The sequence below is a fragment of the Kitasatospora sp. NBC_01246 genome (assembly GCF_036226505.1).
Lineage (GTDB): Bacteria > Actinomycetota > Actinomycetes > Streptomycetales > Streptomycetaceae > Kitasatospora.
This window is the reverse complement of sequence record NZ_CP108484.1, coordinates 8,548,867-8,566,731: the sequence shown is the minus strand read 5'-3', so window position 1 is coordinate 8,566,731 and position 17,865 is coordinate 8,548,867. Positions and strand designations below refer to the sequence as shown.

Here is a 17,865-nt window from a genome sequence, read left to right as displayed (position 1 = left end):
TCCGCCCTCGCGCCGCCGGCGCAACCGCCGGGCCGAGGCACACCTCAACCCGCGTCGGCTGCCGCGCAACCGGTCGCGGGGCGGGGGGCGGAGCCTTCGTCGGAGGCGGCGGCACCGCCAGGGCTGCGGGCGACGCGGCGGGGAGCCAAGGTGCTGCGCCACTGGCCGCTGCTCGTGGCCGCTCTCCTTCCCTGCCTGGTGCTGGCCGGTATCGGGTGGTGGGTGTGGCCTCAGCAGCCGACGGGACGTGCACCGCACGTGGCCGCGGGGACGGTCCAGGCGCAGCTCCTCGGCGCTGACAGTGTCAGCCGGCTGGCCGGGACGACGGTGGTCGCCGGCCCGCAGTCGGACCGGCCCCACGCGCCGCTCGACGTGGCGCCGTCGGAGTGCGCCGTCGCGGCGGGGCCGACGACAGAGGCGGTCTACGGGCAGGCGTGGAAGGCGTTCCTGTCGGCGACCTACCAGGACTCCGCGGGCACCGGCGGCTACACCGTGAACCAGGTGTTCGGCGTCTTCCCGGAGGCCGAGAAGGCCGGCGCCGCTTTCCGGACGCTCACCGAGGGCCTGGCCAAGTGCCCGTCGGCCACGGTCGCCGGGCAGGCCGGCCGCAGCTCGAAGTGGGTCTACACGGCGCGCCCCAGCACTGAGGTCGCGGTGGCGTGGACCGCGGCGCAGGAGGGTAGCGCGGGCTGGGCCTGCTATCACCAGGCGTGGGTGAAGGGCACGAGCCTGGTGCAGGTCTCCGTGTGCCAGGCGGGTGACGGCGAGGCGACCAGTTGGAAGGTGGCCGACGAGCTCACCAAGAAGGTGACCGGATGACCGCGACCCCGCTCGGGCCGGCCGGCCGCCCCCGGCGGGCTGTGGGGCGTGCCGTCGCCCTGGTGCTGGCGCTCCTGCTGCCGCTCGTCGGCACGGCGGCGGTGACGAGGGCTGCCGCCGACACGCCGGTCATGGCCCCGCCCGACACCGTGGCCGCCCTGGCCCAGCCCAGGGACGTCGCGGCCGTCGCCCCGGCGCTCGCCCAGAAGGTCGAGGCGCAGAAGCGGACGGAGGCCGAAATCGAGCAGATGGTCAGGGAGGTGGTCGCCGAGGCCGAGCGGATCACCAAGGAAGCCGCGGAGGTGGAGAGCGCCGACACCACGCTGTCCGCCAGGGCCGCCGCGGTGAACAGCGAGATCGACGCCCACAACACGCGCGCGAGGGCGCTGAGCGGCAAGATCGACGCCCACAACGCGGCCAAGCCTCCCGCGGATCAGGCCGCCGCGGTCGGCCGCTACAACGCCGAAGCGGCCCAGCTGCAGACCGAACAGAGCCAGGTCAAGGCCGAGGAGGCCAAGCTCCAGGGCGAGGAGGGCGAGGTCAGGCAGCAGGAGGCGCAGCTCAACTCGCGGAAATCCCAGCTCAACGCCGCTTCCAGGGCCAATGCGGAGAAGTCCTCCGCGGCAAGGGCCAGGTCCCAGCAGCTCCAGGTCCAGACCCAGCAGCTGCTCCAGGAGATGGCCGAGGTCCTCCAGAGCCTGGCCCGGACCCCGCCCGATCCGGCGGTGACGATGGATCAGGGCGGCGACGCTCCCGCGCCGCCGGAGCGCGACCACGAGGCCCGGGGCCGGGAAGCCGACACGGCAGACAGCCCCTACCGGCAGCCGCAGACCTCCGCCATGAAGCAGTACGGGCAGCAGAGCGGTACGACCGTCGACCCGCGGCCGGGGACGGCGTACCTGACGCCCGAAGCCGTCCGGCGGCTGCCGGCCGCGCAGGCGGCCATGCTCACGAGCCCTGCCGTCCCCTACGACGGGTTGGCCCGCAAGCCCAACGGGCACTACACGGCACTACGGGTCCAGGCGCCCACCACTACCGCATCCCCGGCGCCAGCACCGGCACCGGCACCGGCCACCACCGCGTCCCCGGGCCCGGCCCCCACCGCTACCGCACCCCCGGCTCCAGCTCCAGCTCCAGGCCCAGCTCCCGCCCCGGCCCCGGCCCCGGCCCCGGCTCCCGTGCTGGCCCCGGAGGTCTTCGAATCCGGCGGGGTCGTCGCGTACCGCGACGGTGAAACGCTCCCCCTCGACGGGATCACGACGGTTCAGGAAGTACCCGCCTCCCCGGAGCCCGCTCCGGCACCCGGCAACCCCGGCTCCGAGGAGAACGCCGACCGGCGCGTCCCCACCTGCAAGGATCTGGAGCCGACGGGGGCGGTACCCCTGAACGGCGGCGGGTGGGTCAGCTACCTGCCGCCGGACGGTCAGAACCGCAACCAGGGAGTCAATGCCTGTCTCGAAGGCACGCCCGGCTCCAGCAGGGGGCAGGCCGCGGCCGGCGACATCCGGGGCTGGACCGATGCCAAGGCGCGGGCGGCCACCCTGGGGTTCACTTCGGATTCCGACATCGCTCGCTGCCACTCCGTACCGCGCATGGCCGGCGGAACGGCGGACGAGCGGAACCTGACGCCGTGCTTCCAGCGGGGGGCCAACACCAACCAGCGAACCGGCGGCACGATCACCAACAGCATGCGGACCTTCGAGACCAGAGCCGGGAAGGTCATGGGCCGGGGCCCTGTGCTGTACAACGTGTTCCCGCAGTACAACAGCCCCAGCAGCACCATTCCGAACGGGTGGGCGATGTCGCTCCACGCCTGGGACGCCACCACCGGGGCGACCACGGACTCCGCCCGGACATTCGTGGACAACCGCACGTACGGCTCGAACGGCCTGGTATCCCTGGGCAACTAGCCCCGGGCGAGAACGGACGACTGATGGGAGTGGACGTGAGCATCGAGAAGATGCTGGAGCGGCTCGGCTCGGTGATCGGGCCGCCTCTGGACGGGGTGGTCCCCGTCCCGTGGGAGTCGGGGCCGGAGGTGCTCGGTTTCCAGCTGCCCGCGGACTACCGGGCGTTCGCCGACCGGTACGGGATGGTCAGCATCAGCGACGAACTCCACATCTACACACCATCGGCAGCGCCCAGTCCCAAGATCGGGGAGCCACCCGGCTTCGCCGGATTCCTGTACGGCACGACGAACCCCTACGGATACTGTGCCTGGCTGGCCCAGGCCCACCGGGACGGGGACTACGACGAGTGCCCGTATCCGTTGTTCCCGGCCGAGGGCGGCCTCTTGAAGTGGGGAAACAACTGGAACTCCGACCACTTCTTCTGGCTGATGCGGGACCCCGACCCGGACCGATGGCCGGTCGCCGCCAAGTTCGACTCGATGCGGGAGTGGGACCTCTTCGAGGGCGGATTCCTCGAGTTCCTGCTGGCGGCGGTGACGGAACAGTACCCGTACCACGGGGACGTCCTCCCCGGTGGGATGAAGCAGATCGGTGACGGCCGTGCCTACCGCTCTCGGGGAGACTGGTCGAAGAACCTTCGAGCGTGAACCCGCGCAGGTGGTGGACCACCGGCTCGGGGCGGCGGGCGCACAGGGACCTCAGGGCGGCCCCGTGCGCCCGCCCCGGGTCGGGCGCCCCCTCGTACGAGGGTGTCCGGTGGGTCGGGAGGGTACGACTGGCCGGTGCTCTGGTCGGGGGACCCCACTGCCCGGAGCCATCCCCCGTAGCGGGTGGCCAGGGTCCGTACCGTCGCGTCGGTGCGGACGCCTTCGCGCGGCCGCTGGCAGAGAACAGCAGGACGGTGGCCGGTGATTCTCCCCCCGGGGCGCCAACAGCCCCGGTCGCTGAGGCCGTCCGCCTCGCGGCGGTAGGGGCGGGGCTGCCCCTACCGCCCGGCCCGGGCGGTCTACTCGAAGGCGGCCGCCGCCTCCCGCAGCGCCCGGACGACCGTCTCGGGGTCGTCCGGCGCCGGCTCACCGGGCAGGTAGGTGACGGCGTGCAGCCCGCCGGTGTAGCGGAAGGAGCGGTGCCGTTCGTGCACCGGCCAGGAGACCGGGGACTTGCGGTCGATCCCGACGCTGATGCCCTGGAACGGTGCCATGCCGATCAGTTGGTGCACCGGGCCGAGCCGGCCGCCCTCCGCGCCGTCCACCAGGATGCGGAACTCCCACTTGAGGTCGGCCACGGCCGTGGCCTCCAGGGTGATCCGGCGGGCGCCCGGCGCGAGCGGGCCGCCGTCGGCCTCGAAGAGCTCGCCGTACTGGTTGTAGGCGAAGTGCAGCCGGCCGTCCTCGACGTAGAGGCTGTAGCCGCCGCCCTGGTCGCCGTGCGAGACCAGGACGCCCCGGTCGTCCGCGCCGTGGGCGGTCAGCTCGACCTCGACGGCGAAGGAGCGGAAGGAGATCAGGCGGGAGGAGCGGTAGCGCTCCAGCTCGGGGGTGCCGGCCAGCAGGGTGACCGGCCGGCGGAGGCGGTCGGCCTCGGGGCCGCGCAGGGCGAGGGCGCCGCTGCCGTCGGCCAGCGGGAACACGCCGTTGCGCCAGGCGGCGGCCTCCCAGGCGGCGGCCAACTCCTCGACCAGTTCCGGGTGGTCGGCGGCGACGTCGTGGATCTCGGTCGGGTCGGTGCGCAGGTCGTACAGGGCCCACTCGCTGTCGTCGTACGGCGCGCCGAACCGGTGCAGGGTGACCAGCTTCCAGCCGTCGCGGTAGTAGCTGCGGTTGCCGGTCATCTCGCAGTACTGCTCGGGGTGGGTGGACGGCGCGCCGGGCGTGCGCAGCACGGGGGCGAAGCTGATGCCGTCGAGCGACTGCACCGGTTGCCCGCCGCGCTCCGACGGCCTTTCGACACCGGCGAGTTCGAGCAGGGTGGGCAGGATGTCGGTGACGTACTGGTACTGCGCGCGGACCCCGCCGTCAGCTTCGGCGCGGGGCAGTCCGGCGGGCCAGGAGAGCACGAACGGCACCCGGACGCCGCCCGCGTAGGTCTGGCCCTTGTAGAAGCGGAACGGCGTGTTGGAGGCCATGCCCCAGCCGCGCGGGTAGTGGACGAGGGACTGCGGGCCGCCGATCAGCTCGATCTCCCGCTCCACGTCGGGGTTCCAGTCCTCGGGCAGGTTCGGGTGGTGGACGAAGCGGCTGAAGTAGCTGCGGGTGCCCTCCGCGCCGCCCTCGCCGGTGCCGCCGTTGTCGGAGGTGAACACGATGATGGTGTTGTCGAGTTCGCCGAGCGCGGCGAGGGTGTCGGTGAGCCGGCCGAGGTTCTGGTCGACGTTGTCGACCATGGCGGCGTACACCTCCATGTAGCGGGCGTACACCTTCTTCTGGACGTCGGTGAGTTCGTCCCACGGGCCGACGTCGTGACCGGCTTCGCCGTTGCGCTCGGGCAGCTCGGTGCCGGGCGGGAAGTGACCGGCGGCGAGCTGGCGGGCGAACCGGGCGGCGCGCAGCTCGTCCCAGCCGCCGTCGTACCGGCCCTTGTGCCGGGCGAGGTCGGCCGGCTTGGCCTGGAGCGGGCCGTGCACCGCGTTGTGCGCCAGGTAGAGCAGGAACGGCTTCTCGGCGTCGTGCGCCCGCAGCGACTTCACCATGGCGATCGCCTGGTCGGTGATGTCGTCGGTGTAGTAGTAGCCCTCGGGGAACTCGTCGATGTCCAGCGGGCTGTTGTCGCGGACGAGTTGGTGCGGGTGGAACAGGCTGGTGAGGCCCTCCAGCACGCCGTAGTACTGGTCGAAGCCTTTCTGCAGCGGCCAGTTGGCGCGGTTGTCGGCGGCGTTGGAGGCGGAGTCCCGGGTGAGGTGCCACTTGCCGACGGCGTAGGTGGCGTAGCCCCGGTCGTGCAGCAGCTCGGCGAGGGTGGGGATGTCCCCGGCGACCTCCATGCCGTAGCCGGGGAACCCGGGGTCGGCGTTGGCGACGAAGGAGTAGCCGACCCGGTGCGGGTTGAGGCCGGTGAGGAGGGCGGCGCGGGCGGGAGAGCAGAGCGGCATGGTGTGGTAGTTGGCCAGCTTGACGCCGGTCGCCGCGAGCCCGTCCAGGGTGGGCGTGGGGATCTCGGAGCCGAACGGGCCGATGTCGCTGTACCCCATGTCGTCGATCAGGACGACGACGATGTTGGGCGCGCCCTCGCGCGGGCGGACCGGCTCCGGCCAGGCGGGGGTGGAGGCGCCGAAGGTGCGGCCGACGGTGCCGCGGAACCCGGCGTAGGGGTCGCGGCGGTGCGGGTCGGCGGCGGTGCCGTCCGCGGCGGGGCGGGCGTCCGTGGCGGGGCGGTGCGGGTCCGGGGTGCTGGTCATGCGGGGCTCCGGGTGGTGAGGTGCGGGGCGGGCTGCGGGGCGGACTCCAGCCGGGGGACGGCGGCCAGGAGTTCGGCGGTGTAGGGGTGCTCGGGGGCGGTGACGACGCGGTCGGCCGGGCCGGTCTCGACGATCCGGCCGCGGTGCATCACCGCGATCCGGTGGCTCACCTGCCGGACCACCGCGAGGTCGTGGGCGATGAAGAGGATGGCGAGCCCGAGGTCGCGCTGGAGCCGGGCGAGCAGCTCGATCACCTGCGCCTGCACCGAGACGTCCAGCGCGGAGACCGGCTCGTCGCAGATCAGCACGCTCGGCTCGGGCGCCAGCGCCCGGGCGATGCCAATCCGCTGGCGCTGGCCGCCGGAGAAGGCGCGCGGGTGCCGGTCGGCCGTGGCCGGATCCAGCCCGACCTGCCGGAGCAGTTCGGCGACCCGCTTCTCCCGGGTCGCCCGGTCGCCGAGCCCGTGGGCGATCAGCGGTTCGGCGATGATCTGCCCGGCCGTCATCCGGGGGTTGAGCGAGGCGTACGGGTCCTGGAAGACCATCTGCACCTCGCGGCGGGCGGCGGCGCCGCCGCCGCGGCCGAACTCCTCGCCGCGGAACCGGATGGTGCCGGCCGAGGGGGCGTGCACCTGGACCAGCGCGCGGGCCAGCGTCGACTTGCCGGAGCCGGACTCGCCGACCAGCCCGAGCGTCTCGCCGGGGTGCAGGACGAGGTCGACGCCGTCCAGCGCGGTGACGGCCCGTCGGCGCGGCCCGTACGTCTTGCCCACCCCGCTGACGGTGAGCAGCGGTTCGGGGCCCGGGGTGCTGTTGGCGGCGGCCTCGGAAGGGGCGTCCAACCGTGGCACGGCGGCCAGCAGCTCCTTGGTGTACGGGTGCCGGGGCGCCGCGAGCACCTCGGCCGTCCGGCCCTGCTCGACCACCCGGCCTTCCCGCATCACCAGGATCCGGCGGCACGTCCGGGCGATCACGCCGAGGTCGTGGCTGATCACCACGAGGGCGGTGCCGGTCTCCCGGTTGATCCGGGCCAGCAGCCGGAGGATCTGCTGCTGGACGGTCGGGTCGAGTGCGGTGGTCGGTTCGTCGGCGACGAGCACCTCGGCGTCGTGGGCGAGGGCGAGCGCGATCATGATCCGCTGGCGCTGGCCGCCGGAGAACTGGTGCGGGTGGTCGCGCAGCCGGCCGGCGGCGTCGGGGATGCCGACCAGGCCGAGCAGCTCGACCGCCCGGGCGGCCCGCGCGGTGCGGTCCGCCGTGCCGTGCGCCCGCAGGGCCTCGTCCAGTTGCTTGCCCACGGTGAGCACCGGGTTCAGCGAGGACATCGGATCCTGGAAGATCATCGCGATCCGCCGTCCGCGCAGCTCGCGCAGGGCCGGCTCGGGCAGCACGGCGAGGTCCTGGCCGTCGAGCTCGACCGAACCGCCGGTGATCCGGCCGCCCGGCGGCAGCATCCGCAGCAGGGCCAGCGCGGTGGTCGACTTGCCGGAGCCGGACTCGCCGACCAGCCCGAGCGTGTCCCCGGCCGCCAGCTCGAAGCCGACCCCGTCGACGGCGCGGACCCCGGGGACGGCGCCGACCCTCCGGCCGGTGGCGGCTCCGGCTCCCTCCCCCGCGCCGCCGAACTCGACGGTGAGGTCGCGGACCCGGAGCACCGGGCCCCTCTCGGGACTGCTCCCCGGGCGGCTGTCGGGGCCGTGCTCCGGGCGGCTCGCCGGGCGGCTCATCGGCGCGCTCCCTTGTTCAGCGCCTCGGCGATCAGGGTGAAGCCGAGGACCAGGGCGGTGGTGGCGGCCAGCGGGGCGGCCGCGAACGTGGGCTGGGTGGAGAGGTAGGCGACGGACTGGCTGAGGATCGAGCCGAGGGTGGGCTCCGGCGGCCGGACGCCGAGGCCGAGGAAGCTCATCGCGCCCTCGATGAAGACGCCGATGGAGAGCGCGACGGCCGTCTGCACGATCAGCGGGTCGGCCGCGTTGGGGACGACGTGGCGCAGCAGCACCCGGAGCCGGGAGGCTCCGCCGACCCGGGCGGCCAGGGCGTACTCGCGCTCCCGCTGGACGAGGATGCCGGCCCGCAACTGGCGGCCGAAGCCCGGGATCTCGGCGAGCGCGATGACGATCAGGACCGGCCAGCGGCCGGGGCCGAGGACGGCCGTGACGGCCAGGGCCAGGATGATCCCGGGGAAGGCGAGCAGCAGGTCGAAGACGCGCTGGACGGCGAGGTCGGCCACCCGGGACGAGGCCGCGAGCAGGGCGAAGGAGCAGCCCAGCAGGGCGCCGACCGGCACCGCGGCGAAGGTGATCGCGAGGTCGGTGCCGGTGCCGTGCAGCACCCGGCTGAAGAGGTCGCGGCCCAGGTCGTCGGTGCCGAAGGGGTGGGCGGCGCTCGGCCCGGCCAGGGCCAGCGCGCTCTGGGCGTTCGGGTCGAGGTCGGTGAGCAGCGGCGCGGCGAGGGCGGCCAGGGCGATCACGCCGACCAGGACCAGGCCGGTGAGGCCGCGGCCGGTCAGCAGCCCGGCCAGGTAGCGGTTGTGGCGGCGGGCGCCGGGGGACTTCGGCCGGTCGGCCGTGAGGACGGTCATCGGTTTCACTCCCACCGGATCCGGGGGTCCAGCCACGCGTACACCAGGTCGGTGAGCAGCTGGACGGTGACGTAGACGGCGACGATCAGTAGCAGGAGGTCCTGCACGACGGGGTAGTCGCGGCGGATCACGCCCTGTTCGATCAGCTGGCCGAGGCCGGGCCAGGCGAAGATCCGCTCCACCAGGACGGCGCCGGCGATGAGTTGGCCGATCTGCAGGCCGAGCACGGTGATCGCGGGCGGCAGCGCGTTGGGCAGGGCGTGCTGCCAGACGATCCGCCGGCGGGAGACGCCGAGCGCGGTGGCGGTGCGGACGTAGTCCTCGGCGAGCGCGCGCTCCATGCCGTCCTTGAGGTAGCGGGCGAGCACGGCGGCGCTCGGCAGGGCCAGGCAGACGGCCGGCATCAGCAGGTACTGGACGGCGAGGTCGGGCTGGTCGAGCAGCGACTCGTGGCCGCCGGCCGGCAGCAGCCCGAGGGTGACCGCGAAGAGCAGCACCAGCAGGACGCCGGTGACGAACGGGGGCACGGCGAGGACGGCGGTGGTGAAGGCGCGGACGGCGGCGGCGACCGGCCGGCGCCGGGTGGTCGCGCCGAGCACCCCCAGCGGGAGGGCGATCAGGATCACCAGCAGCAGGGCGCCGAGGGTGAGTTGGACGGTGGCGCCGAGGCCGTTGCCGATCAGGTCGGCGACCTGCCCGCCGATCGCGTAGCTGGGCCCGAGATCCCCGGTGACGAGGTGGCCGAGCCAGCTGACGTACTGGGTGAGCAGCGGTCGGTCGAGGCCGAGCCGGCCGCGGACGGCGGCGACGGCCTCCGGGCCGGCGTCGGGCCCGGCCAGCGAGGTGGCCGGGTCGCCGGGGATCAGCCGGAGGATGAGGAAGACCAGGAAGGAGGCGAGGACGAGGACGAGCAGCCCCGAGGGCAGCCGTTTGACGAGGAAGGTGCGCATCGGTCAGGCCGTCAGGTAGGCGTCGTCGAGGTTGAGGTAGCCGAACTTGTTGAGGTCGGCGCCACGGGCCTTGCCGCCGGCGACCTCGACCAGGCCGGCGATGGCGAGGTCGATGACGAACTCCTCGTCCAGCAGCACGTCGGTGATCTGCTGGTAGAGCGCCTTGGCCTCGGCGCCGTCGCTGTCCGGCCGGTTCCAGGCCTTCTGGACGACGTCCGTGTAGGCGGGCGAGCTGAAGCGCGAGCTGTTCTTCGCCTCGTTGAACGGGTAGGCGCTGACCGCCAGGGTGGCCGGGTGCAGCTGGGCGAAGCCGTGGCTGAGCGTCCAGAGGGCGGGCATGGTCTGGGAGATGAGCTGCTTCTGCATGGTGGGGGAATCGGTGGGCTGGAGCACCGTCTCGATGCCGACCTGCTTGAGGTCGTACTGCAGGATCTGGGCGACGGCGGTGGAGCCGGGCTCGTTGGAGTGCGCGAACGGCAGGGTGATGCTGTCGAGGCCCGCCTCCTTGAGCAGCGCCCGCGCCTTGTCCGGGTTGTGGCTGTAGCGGGTGGCGTTGGCCTCGCTGTAAGCGGGCGAGGACTTGGGCCAGGGGGCGGAGGAGACGGTGCCGTACCCGCCGAGGGCCTGCTGGACGAGCCGCTCGCGGTCCACCGCCCAGGCGATGGCCTGCCGGACGCGCTTGTCGCCCACGTGCTCGCCGGTGAGGTTGGCGCCGATGTAGTAGGCGCCGGCGCCGGTGTCGTACTGCTTGATGTGGAACTGCGGGTCGTCCTTGAGGGTGGCCACGTCCTTGCCGCGCACGGAGTAGGACAGCTGGGTCTGGCCGGTCCTGAGCGAGGACAGCAGGGACTCCGCCTGCGGGACGATCCGGATCTCGACGCCGTCCAGGTAGGGCCGGCCGGGGTTCCAGTACTTCTCGTTGCGGGCGAAGGTGATGGAGCTGCCGGGCTTGCGGTCGGTGAGCGTGAACGGGCCGGTGCCGATCAGTCTGGTGCCGGCGACGGCCTCCTCGACGCTGACCGCATCCGGGATGATCATGAACTCGAAGAGGTCGAAGAGGTTGCTCACCGGGTGGGCGAGGACGAGGGTCAGCTCGAAGTCGCCGTTCTTCCGGAAGTCCGTGACGGCCGCGGCGGTGGACCGCAACTGGGCCGACCGGGCCGGGTTCTGGAGGTTCTTGACGGCGAACACCACGTCGTCCGCGGTGAACTTGCGGCCGCTGTGGAAGAGCACGTCCTCGCGCAGCTTCAGCGTGACCCCGGTGCCGTCCGCCGCCACCTGCCAGGAGGTGGCCAGCTCGGGCTGCGGCTGGAGCCGGTCGTCGTACCTGGTCAGGGTGTTGAAGACCAGGCGCTGGACGAGGGTGTTGGCACTCTGGGCGAAGAGCAGGCTCGGGGTGAAGTCGACACCGGCGCCCACCGTGAGGACGCCGCCCCGGCGCGGGCCCGCCGATCCGCTCGCGGCGGAGGTGGCGGTGTCCGCGGCCGAACGGCAGGCCGCCAGCGTCAGCAGGCCGGCGCCGGCGAGGCCTCCGCGGAGCAGGGCCCGGCGGGAGACGCCGGGGGCGGAGGAAGTGGTGAACGCGGTCATAACGGATCCTTCGACGGGGTGGTCGGGCGGGCGAGTGGGAGGGGTGGGGCTGGGGCACTGGGCGGCGGGGGGTGCCGGGTCGTGGGGTGGCGGGGTCGTCCGGTCAGAGCAGCCGGCCGGGGCCGGCGGGCGGCGCCGGGGCGGACGCCGTCGCCTGGAGCGGCCGGGCGTACAGCACGCCCAGGACGGCGGCGCCGGCCGCCACGGCGAGCGCGTCGGCCCCGCGCCGCTGGGCGATCAGCAGGTCCGCGTCCCGGTGCAGGTGCGAGCGGAGCGCGAACTCGGCCCGGACCACGTCCAGGTAGACCGGATCGAGTACCGCGAAGGTCTCGGTGAGCACCAGCAGGTCGGGGTTGACCACGTCCGCCAGCAGGGCGAGGGCCCGACCGACGATCGCGGCCCGGCGGCGGACCAGGAGGTCGGCCCGCCGGTCCCCGGCCTGCACGGCGGCGATCAGCTCGGCCCGGTCGGGCCGGGAGGTGATCCCGTCCGCGGCCGCCGCCTCGAAGAGCGTGGTGTCCGAGGCGGCGGCCGCCAGACAGCCGGTCCGGCCGCAGTGGCAGAGCGTGTCGTCGCCCGGCACCGGCAGGTGGGCGACGTCACCGGTGGCCGAGGCGGGGCCCAGGTGCACCACGCCGGCCACCGCGAGCGCCGCGTCCACCACGTGCCCGACGAAGAGGTGCACCATGGAGCGGCGGGCGGCCGGGTGCCCGAAGAGGATCTCCGCCTGGGTGAGCGCACGGGCATGGTTGTCCACCCGCACCGGCAGTCCGGAGGCCCGGGAGAGCAACTCGCCGAGCGGCATGTCCTTCCATCGGAGCGGATCATGCCGGACCGTCATGCCGCGGTCCGGATCGACCGTGCCACCGGTGACGGCGCCCAGCCCGACCACCGTCCGGCCACCCGGCACCTGGGCGAGCAGCCGGGGCAGCCGCTCCAGCAGTGGCCCCAGCACGGCGTGCCCGGTACGGCCGCGGTTGCTCAACTCCTGCCGGCGGAGCACGTTTCCGCGCAGGTCCAGCAGGGAGAAGGTGGTGTACGGCACCCCGATGTGCAGCCCCGCCACCGCCAGTCGGCCGGTGTCGACGTCCACCGGCAGCTGCGGCCGCCCGACCGTGCCCGCCCCGCCGCCGGTCAACTCGGGCCGCTCGCAGAGCAGTCCGATCCGAGTGAGGTCCACCACCTGCCGGGACACCGCGGAGGCGCTCAGCCCGGTGAGTGCGGCGACCCGGCTGCGGGCGATCGGCCCGCGGTCGAGCACGGTCCGCAGCACGGTGGCGGCGTTGACGTCCCGCCGGTCGTCCCCGATGCGGCGGTCGTCGCCGGTCCGCCGCTCGTCCGCGGGGCGGAGGGCGGGGTGCGGGAGCGTGTCGGACATCGCGGGTGCCTTTCGGGCTGCGGGGCTACGGGGTTGCGGGGCGCCGGCCTGCGGGTGGTGGCCCGGGCCCGGGGGACGGCCCGGGCCCGGGCCGGTCGGCTCACGCCGGGAGGGAGGCCTCCAGCTCCTCGGCCGGGACGAGACCGGCCACCTTGGGCGGCTCGGTCGGCTCCAGCAGACGGCTCGGGGTGCCGTCCACGCCCACCGGCAGGTCGCCGTCCAGGGTGATCCGGCGGACCAGGCGCGGCTCGTCGCCGTAGTCGTTGACGGCGTAGTGCTGGGTGGCGCGGTTGTCCCAGACCGCCACGTCGCCGACCTGCCACTCCCAGCGCACGGTGTTCTCCAGCCGCTCGACGTACCGCTGGAAGAGGTCGAGCAGGGCGCGGCTGTCGGCCCCCGACACGCCCACGATGCGCTGCGCGAACGCGCCGAGCAGCAGCGTCTTCTCGCCGGTCACCGGGTGCACGCGGACCAGCGGGTGCTCGGTCTTGAACGCGGTCGAGACGAACACCTGGCGGAACAGCTTGGCGATCTCCGCGTTGTCGGCCAGCTCGGGCCGCAGGGCCAGGCTCGCCGCGTAGTCGTAGTCGTTGGTGTGAACCGCCCGCAGGCTCTCCGCCAGCACCTTCAGCGGCTCCGGCAGGTCCTGGTAGGCGGCGACGGTGTTGGCCCAGACGGTGGAGCCGCCGGCCGGCGGGAGTTCCAGCGAGCGGAGGATCGAGGCCTTCGGGTAGGACGGGACGAAGGTGACGTCGGTGTGCCAGTTGTTGGCGCGCACCCCCTTGGTGGCGTCCAGCTCGAAGATGTACCGGCCGTCCGCGCTGGGCACCGTCGGGTGGCCGACCGGCTGGCCCAACAGGCGGGCGAACGCCTCGTGTTCGGCGTCGTCCAGGTGGTTCTGGCCGCGGAAGAACAGCACCTTGTGCTCGTACAGCGCGGCCTCGACGGCAGCGACGGTCTCGGCGGGCAGGTCGCCGCCGAGCCGGACGTCGTGCACGATCGCGCCGATCCGGCCGGCGGCCGGGGTGATGCGGAGCTCGGTGAGGGCGGTGGTCATGGCGGAACCTCGGCTTTCGCGGGGAGGGGGGACGGGAGGGGGACGGGACGGCGAAGGAGCGAACCGACAAGGAGATGCCGGCCGGCCGCGCCGGTGTGGGGCAGGGCGGGCGTGCGGCAGGAGCGGCCGGCGTGGCGCGGACCGGATACGGAACGCGGCGCAGGGAGGGACGGCACAGGGCGGCGCGGCCCCACACCGGCGCGGCGCGGTGCCGTGCGGTGCCGTGCAGGGAGTGCGGGCGGCGCCGGGTGTGCGGCCGTGGCGGACGGCTGTCCGACGGGCGCACGGTCGGTGGGCGCCTTGCCCGGGGGTAGGCGCCGGGCTCTACCGGATCAGCGGTACGGGCTCAGCACGGCCCCGGGCGGGAGCGGGCGTTCAGCGACAACAGCGGCTGCGGCCGTGGCCACGGCAGGGACGGGGACAGGCAGGGCACGGGACCCCGAGTACGTCGGTCATCGGCCCTCCTTCCGGCGTGCTGCGAGTGGGCTCGGCGCTCATCGTGCTGAACGCCGAGGCCTGCTGTCAATCGCCGTTCTGCCTGCTGGTCAGCGGAGTTGCGGCGGTGTTGCGTCCCGTTGCGGCCGGTGTCCGAGCGATGGCGGACGTGCGTCACGAGGGCATTCGGCCTTGTCGGGGGGCCTGGCGGAGTTATTAGCTCTCGGAGCGGAAGAAACTCCGACGGTCTCCGCAGGCCCGCTGCGGCCGCTCGCGGGCGCTGTTCGGTGCCGCCGCGCAGGCCTGCGGGCGCGGCGGCGTCGGCCCGATCGGGTTCGTGTCCGCATGCGCCTTCGTCTTCGTCGCGGTGCTCGTGATTCCGTCCCTGTCCCTGTCCCTGGTCCCGTTCCCGAGGGGAGAAGCCCGATGCTCGACCCGGCACGTGAGGGGTGGCGTGGCTCTCCTGACCCTGGCGCGCCGGAGGCAGCGTCGGCGGCTGTCGAGGGCGACGTAGATCGCCGCGGGCCACCGGGGCAGTGACCGGACGGCCCAGCCGAGGCAGGAGCGAGAGCCGCGAGCTCCTACGCGAGACCTGCATACGCGAGCTCACGCCAATCAGGACCGATGGCGACCCGCCCTGTTTGGTCGGCGGTTCGCGGTGGAGGCTTCACGCGTGGCCGGCGGTCGGCGAGGGCGGGGCAGGTGTCCTGTTCCGGTGAAGTAGGCGAGGTAGCGGTCGATGACGGCTCGGTCGATCGGGGGGCAGGCGCTGTCGGAACCCGCCAGTGCGCGGGTGGCGTTGGTCCGGTCGAAGCGAACGCCGGTGAACCGCCCGCAGGCGGCCTGCGCACCGTCCAAGGATCTGGCGAAGGTTGGCGAGCATGTCGGCGGGTCCGCCGACCCCTGGTCGGCGGACGCAAGGACCGCAGCAGATCAATCACCGAACAGCCGGGGCGGGGCCGGTCAGCCGCCGCACGCTCAGCCTGCGGCGGTCTTCGCCTCGGCCGGGCCCTGGGCGGGGTCGATGGCCTGTTCGACGGGGGTGCAGCAGGCGGTGGTGCCGCAGCAAGCCTCCGGCGCGCTGTCGGCGCTCTTGCCAAGGGTGTCCGCGTCGGCCTTCACGACGTAGACCTCCCACGGCTCCTTGCCGGGGCCGTGCACCCACGTCTTGTCCTGGAGCGCGTAGCAGCAGGAGGTGTCGTTCTCCTCGAAGGTGGCCAGGCCCGCGTCCTTGAGCCGGCTGGTCGCCGCGGCCACCTGCTCGGTGGACTCGACCTCGACGCCGAGGTGGTCCAGGCGGGTGTCCTCGCCGGCCTCACCCTCGATGAGGACGAGCTTGAGCGGGGGCTCGGTGATGGCGAAGTTCGCGTAGCCGGGGCGGCGCTTGGCCGGCTCGGTGCCGAAGAGTCTGGAGTAGAAGGCGATGGAGCCTTCGAGGTCGGCGACGCGCAGGGCGAGCTGAACACGGGACATGACGGTTCCCCGTTCCGAGGTCTTGTTTCGACGCCTGTCGATAAAGTGAGCTTGCCTCTCCGGATAGATGGCTGTCAACATAGACGTATGTCGAATCTGGAACTGCCGGTGCTCGGCCAGGACGACGCGGCGGCGTGCTGCTCGCCGATGGTCCGCGAGCCCTTGGGCGAGGAAGCCGCCATGGACCTGGCGAAGATGTTCAAGGCCCTGTCGGACCCGGTGCGGCTGCGGCTGCTGTCCCTGATCGCCTCGCACGAGGGCGGAGAGGCCTGCGTCTGCGACCTGACCGGCCCCTTCGAGGTCTCCCAGCCCACCATCTCCCACCACCTGAAGGTGCTGCGCGAGGCCGGGCTGGTCGGCTCCGAACGGCGTGGGACCTGGGTCTACTACTGGGTGCTGCCCGCCGCGCTGGCCAAGCTGTCCGCCCTGCTCCAGACTCCGGCAGGCACGGCCGCCCGGACGGCAGGAGGCGCGAGATGACCGAGGGAGCTCCGCTCGGGCGCCGGGCCGCGGTCGAGTTCGTCGGCACCGGCGCCCTGGTCGCGGTCGTGGTCGGCTCCGGCATCCAGGCCACCCAGCTGTCCCAGGACGTGGGCGTGCGGCTGCTGGCCGACTCGCTGGCCACCGTGTTCGGTCTCGGCGTGCTGATCGTCCTGCTCGGCCCCGTCTCCGGGGCCCACTTCAACCCTGCTGTCACCCTGGCCGCCTGGTGGACCGGACGCCGCGGCGGGGAGGGCCCGGGCCTGCGCGAGGTCGCCGCCTACCTGCCCGCGCAGATCGCCGGGGCGATCTGCGGGGCGGTGCTGGCGGACGCGATGTTCGCGCAGCCGTTGGTGCGCTGGTCCACCCACGCCCGCGGGGCCCCGCATCTGTGGCTGGGCGAGGTCGTGGCGACCGCCGGCCTCATCCTGCTGGTCTTCGGTCTGGCCCGGGCCGGCCGGGCGCACTTCGCCCCGGTCGCGGTCGCCTCCTACATCGGCGCCGCGTACTGGTTCACCTCCAGCACGTCGTTCGCCAACCCGGCCGTCACGGTCGGCCGGGCGTTCACCGAGACCTTCGCCGGGATCGCCCCGGCCTCGGTGCTGCCGTTCGTCGCCGCCCAGCTCGTCGGCCTGGTGGTCGGCGTCGCCTTGGCCGCCGTGCTGTTCGGCCGCCCCGTCGCGGCTGCCGCCGAGGACGTCGTGGTCCCGTACGGCGTGCACCACCCGGCCGCCGCCGAACGCTGAACCCCGCCCCGCCGCTCCTGCCCGAAGGATGAACCCGTGAGCTCTCCTGCCGTCCCGTCCGTACTGTTCGTCTGCGTCCACAACGCCGGCCGCTCGCAGATGGCCGCCGCGTTCCTCACCCGCCTCGGCGGCCAGCGCATCGAGGTCCGCTCCGCCGGATCCGCCCCTGCCGACACGGTGAACCCGGCCGTGGTCGAGGCGCTGGCGGAGGTCGGCATCGACATCTCCGCCGAAGTGCCGAAGGTGCTGACCGCCGAGGCGGTGCAGGCCTCCGACGTGGTGATCACCATGGGCTGCGGCGACGCCTGCCCGTACTTCCCCGGCACGCGGTACCTGGACTGGAAGCTGGATGACCCGGCAGGCCGGGGCGTCGACGCCGTGCGCCCGATCCGCGATCAGATCGAGCAGCGCATCCGCGGCCTGCTCGCCGAGCTCGGCATCGAGGCCGCAGCATGAACGCCGCCGTGACCATCACGGCGATGCTGCCCGAGCACGCCGGTCAGGTGCTGACGATCCACCAGCACGGGATCGACGGCGGCGACGCCACCTTCGAGACCACCGCCCCCAGCTGGGAGGCGTTCGACGCCTCCCGGCTCACCGAACACCGCCTGGTCGCCCTCGATGCCACCGGCCAGGTGCTCGGCTGGGCAGCCGCCGTGCCGGTCTCCGACCGATGCGCCTACGCCGGCGTGGTCGAGCACTCCGTCTACGTCCACTCTGCCGCCCGCGGCCAAGGCCTCGGCCTCGCCCTGCTCCGGGCCCTGCTCGCGTCCACCGACGCCGCCGGCATCTGGACCGTCCAGTGCGGCATCTTCCCGGAGAACACCGCCAGCCTCGCCCTGCACACCAAGGCTGGCTTCCGCGTGATCGGCACCCGCGAACGGCTGGGCCGACACCACGGACGCTGGCGCGACGTCATCCTGCTTGAGCGCCGCAGCCCGGCCGTCTCCTGATCCACCTGCGCCCGGCTCCGCCGGGCCGCTCCGTGTCCGCAGCGGCTCGGGGGCGCGGTGGCGCCGCGGGCCCGGCGGCCGGGCGGGCTCCGGTGCGTG

The 17,865-nt window shown here is 73.6% G+C and carries 15 protein-coding genes; 7 read left to right on the top strand and 8 right to left on the bottom strand.

All coding sequences use genetic code 11. The features are described 5' to 3' along the window. Positions 1–150: 150 nt before the first annotated feature. Genes OG618_RS36005 through OG618_RS35995 form a run of 3 tightly spaced genes read left to right on the top strand, consistent with a single transcriptional unit; the run spans position 151 to position 3,376 of the window. Positions 151–819: a sensor domain-containing protein gene (locus OG618_RS36005; protein ID WP_329491838.1), complete on the top strand. Its 669-nt coding sequence runs from the start codon at positions 151–153 to the stop codon at positions 817–819. After that, a complete protein-coding gene (locus OG618_RS36000; protein WP_329491837.1) occupies positions 816–2,729 on the top strand; it encodes a hypothetical protein in 1,914 nt (637 codons plus the stop codon). Before OG618_RS36005 ends, OG618_RS36000 begins: the two co-directional genes overlap by 4 nt. A gap of 35 nt (positions 2,730–2,764) precedes the next feature. Continuing rightward, positions 2,765–3,376: a hypothetical protein gene (locus tag OG618_RS35995; protein ID WP_329491836.1), complete on the top strand. Its 612-nt coding sequence runs from the start codon at positions 2,765–2,767 to the stop codon at positions 3,374–3,376. A gap of 359 nt (positions 3,377–3,735) precedes the next feature. Here OG618_RS35995 and OG618_RS35990 read toward each other — a convergent pair whose 3' ends face one another. The 8 genes from OG618_RS35990 to OG618_RS35955 all read right to left on the bottom strand — a co-directional run bounded on the left by OG618_RS35990 (position 3,736) and on the right by OG618_RS35955 (position 15,587). Then, positions 3,736–6,123 (bottom strand): arylsulfatase, encoded by a 2,388-nt coding sequence (locus tag OG618_RS35990; protein ID WP_329491835.1) that lies wholly within the window; start codon positions 6,121–6,123, stop codon positions 3,736–3,738. Further along, the gene (locus OG618_RS35985) at positions 6,120–7,850 is read right to left on the bottom strand and encodes an ABC transporter ATP-binding protein (protein ID WP_329491834.1); all 1,731 of its coding nucleotides are present in this window, start codon (positions 7,848–7,850) and stop codon (positions 6,120–6,122) included. Before OG618_RS35985 ends, OG618_RS35990 begins: the two co-directional genes overlap by 4 nt. Further along, entirely contained in the window at positions 7,847–8,704 is an 858-nt protein-coding gene (locus OG618_RS35980; protein WP_329491833.1) for an ABC transporter permease, read from the bottom strand. Before OG618_RS35980 ends, OG618_RS35985 begins: the two co-directional genes overlap by 4 nt. A gap of 5 nt (positions 8,705–8,709) precedes the next feature. Beyond that, a complete protein-coding gene (locus tag OG618_RS35975) occupies positions 8,710–9,654 on the bottom strand; it encodes an ABC transporter permease (RefSeq protein ID WP_329491832.1) in 945 nt (314 codons plus the stop codon). Between the two features lie 3 nt (positions 9,655–9,657). Continuing rightward, complete coding sequence (locus OG618_RS35970; RefSeq protein ID WP_329491831.1) at positions 9,658–11,244, bottom strand: ABC transporter substrate-binding protein; 1,587 nt, start codon at positions 11,242–11,244, stop codon at positions 9,658–9,660. 103 nt (positions 11,245–11,347) lie between these two features. After that, a complete protein-coding gene (locus tag OG618_RS35965; protein WP_329491830.1) occupies positions 11,348–12,622 on the bottom strand; it encodes an ROK family transcriptional regulator in 1,275 nt (424 codons plus the stop codon). 100 nt (positions 12,623–12,722) lie between these two features. Beyond that, positions 12,723–13,679 (bottom strand): TauD/TfdA dioxygenase family protein, encoded by a 957-nt coding sequence (locus OG618_RS35960; protein ID WP_329491829.1) that lies wholly within the window; start codon positions 13,677–13,679, stop codon positions 12,723–12,725. 1,413 nt (positions 13,680–15,092) lie between these two features. Next, positions 15,093–15,587 carry an ArsI/CadI family heavy metal resistance metalloenzyme gene (locus tag OG618_RS35955; protein WP_329491828.1) on the bottom strand — a complete coding sequence of 165 codons (495 nt, stop codon included), beginning with the start codon at positions 15,585–15,587 and terminating at the stop codon, positions 15,093–15,095. A gap of 87 nt (positions 15,588–15,674) precedes the next feature. Here OG618_RS35955 and OG618_RS35950 point away from each other — a divergent pair, with 87 nt between their 5' ends. From OG618_RS35950 to OG618_RS35935, 4 genes are read left to right on the top strand one after another with little or no spacing between them, the layout of a single operon-like run. Further along, positions 15,675–16,067: an ArsR/SmtB family transcription factor gene (locus OG618_RS35950; RefSeq protein ID WP_329491827.1), complete on the top strand. Its 393-nt coding sequence runs from the start codon at positions 15,675–15,677 to the stop codon at positions 16,065–16,067. After that, on the top strand, positions 16,064–16,813 hold the full coding sequence (locus OG618_RS35945; RefSeq protein ID WP_329491826.1) for an MIP/aquaporin family protein: 750 nt from the start codon (positions 16,064–16,066) through the stop codon (positions 16,811–16,813). Before OG618_RS35950 ends, OG618_RS35945 begins: the two co-directional genes overlap by 4 nt. A gap of 36 nt (positions 16,814–16,849) precedes the next feature. Continuing rightward, entirely contained in the window at positions 16,850–17,269 is a 420-nt protein-coding gene (locus tag OG618_RS35940; RefSeq protein WP_329491825.1) for an arsenate reductase ArsC, read from the top strand. Further along, positions 17,266–17,766, top strand: a complete 501-nt coding sequence (locus tag OG618_RS35935) for a GNAT family N-acetyltransferase (protein ID WP_329491824.1) — start codon at positions 17,266–17,268, stop codon at positions 17,764–17,766. The genes OG618_RS35940 and OG618_RS35935 overlap by 4 nt, the downstream gene beginning before the upstream one ends. Positions 17,767–17,865: the final 99 nt, after the last annotated feature.

Excerpts from the sequence above, each read along its gene's own strand:
- OG618_RS36000 (WP_329491837.1), top strand. The coding sequence starts at position 816 with ATGACCGCGACCCCGCTCGGGCCGGCCGGCCGCCCCCGGCGGGCTGTG.
- OG618_RS35990 (WP_329491835.1), bottom strand. The coding sequence starts at position 6,123 with ATGACCAGCACCCCGGACCCGCACCGCCCCGCCACGGACGCCCGCCCC.
- OG618_RS35985 (WP_329491834.1), bottom strand. The coding sequence starts at position 7,850 with ATGAGCCGCCCGGCGAGCCGCCCGGAGCACGGCCCCGACAGCCGCCCG.
- OG618_RS35980 (WP_329491833.1), bottom strand. The coding sequence starts at position 8,704 with ATGACCGTCCTCACGGCCGACCGGCCGAAGTCCCCCGGCGCCCGCCGC.
- OG618_RS35975 (WP_329491832.1), bottom strand. The coding sequence starts at position 9,654 with ATGCGCACCTTCCTCGTCAAACGGCTGCCCTCGGGGCTGCTCGTCCTC.
- OG618_RS35970 (WP_329491831.1), bottom strand. The coding sequence starts at position 11,244 with ATGACCGCGTTCACCACTTCCTCCGCCCCCGGCGTCTCCCGCCGGGCC.
- OG618_RS35965 (WP_329491830.1), bottom strand. The coding sequence starts at position 12,622 with ATGTCCGACACGCTCCCGCACCCCGCCCTCCGCCCCGCGGACGAGCGG.
- OG618_RS35960 (WP_329491829.1), bottom strand. The coding sequence starts at position 13,679 with ATGACCACCGCCCTCACCGAGCTCCGCATCACCCCGGCCGCCGGCCGG.
- OG618_RS35955 (WP_329491828.1), bottom strand. The coding sequence starts at position 15,587 with ATGTCCCGTGTTCAGCTCGCCCTGCGCGTCGCCGACCTCGAAGGCTCC.
- OG618_RS35950 (WP_329491827.1), top strand. The coding sequence starts at position 15,675 with ATGTCGAATCTGGAACTGCCGGTGCTCGGCCAGGACGACGCGGCGGCG.
- OG618_RS35945 (WP_329491826.1), top strand. The coding sequence starts at position 16,064 with ATGACCGAGGGAGCTCCGCTCGGGCGCCGGGCCGCGGTCGAGTTCGTC.
- OG618_RS35935 (WP_329491824.1), top strand. The coding sequence starts at position 17,266 with ATGAACGCCGCCGTGACCATCACGGCGATGCTGCCCGAGCACGCCGGT.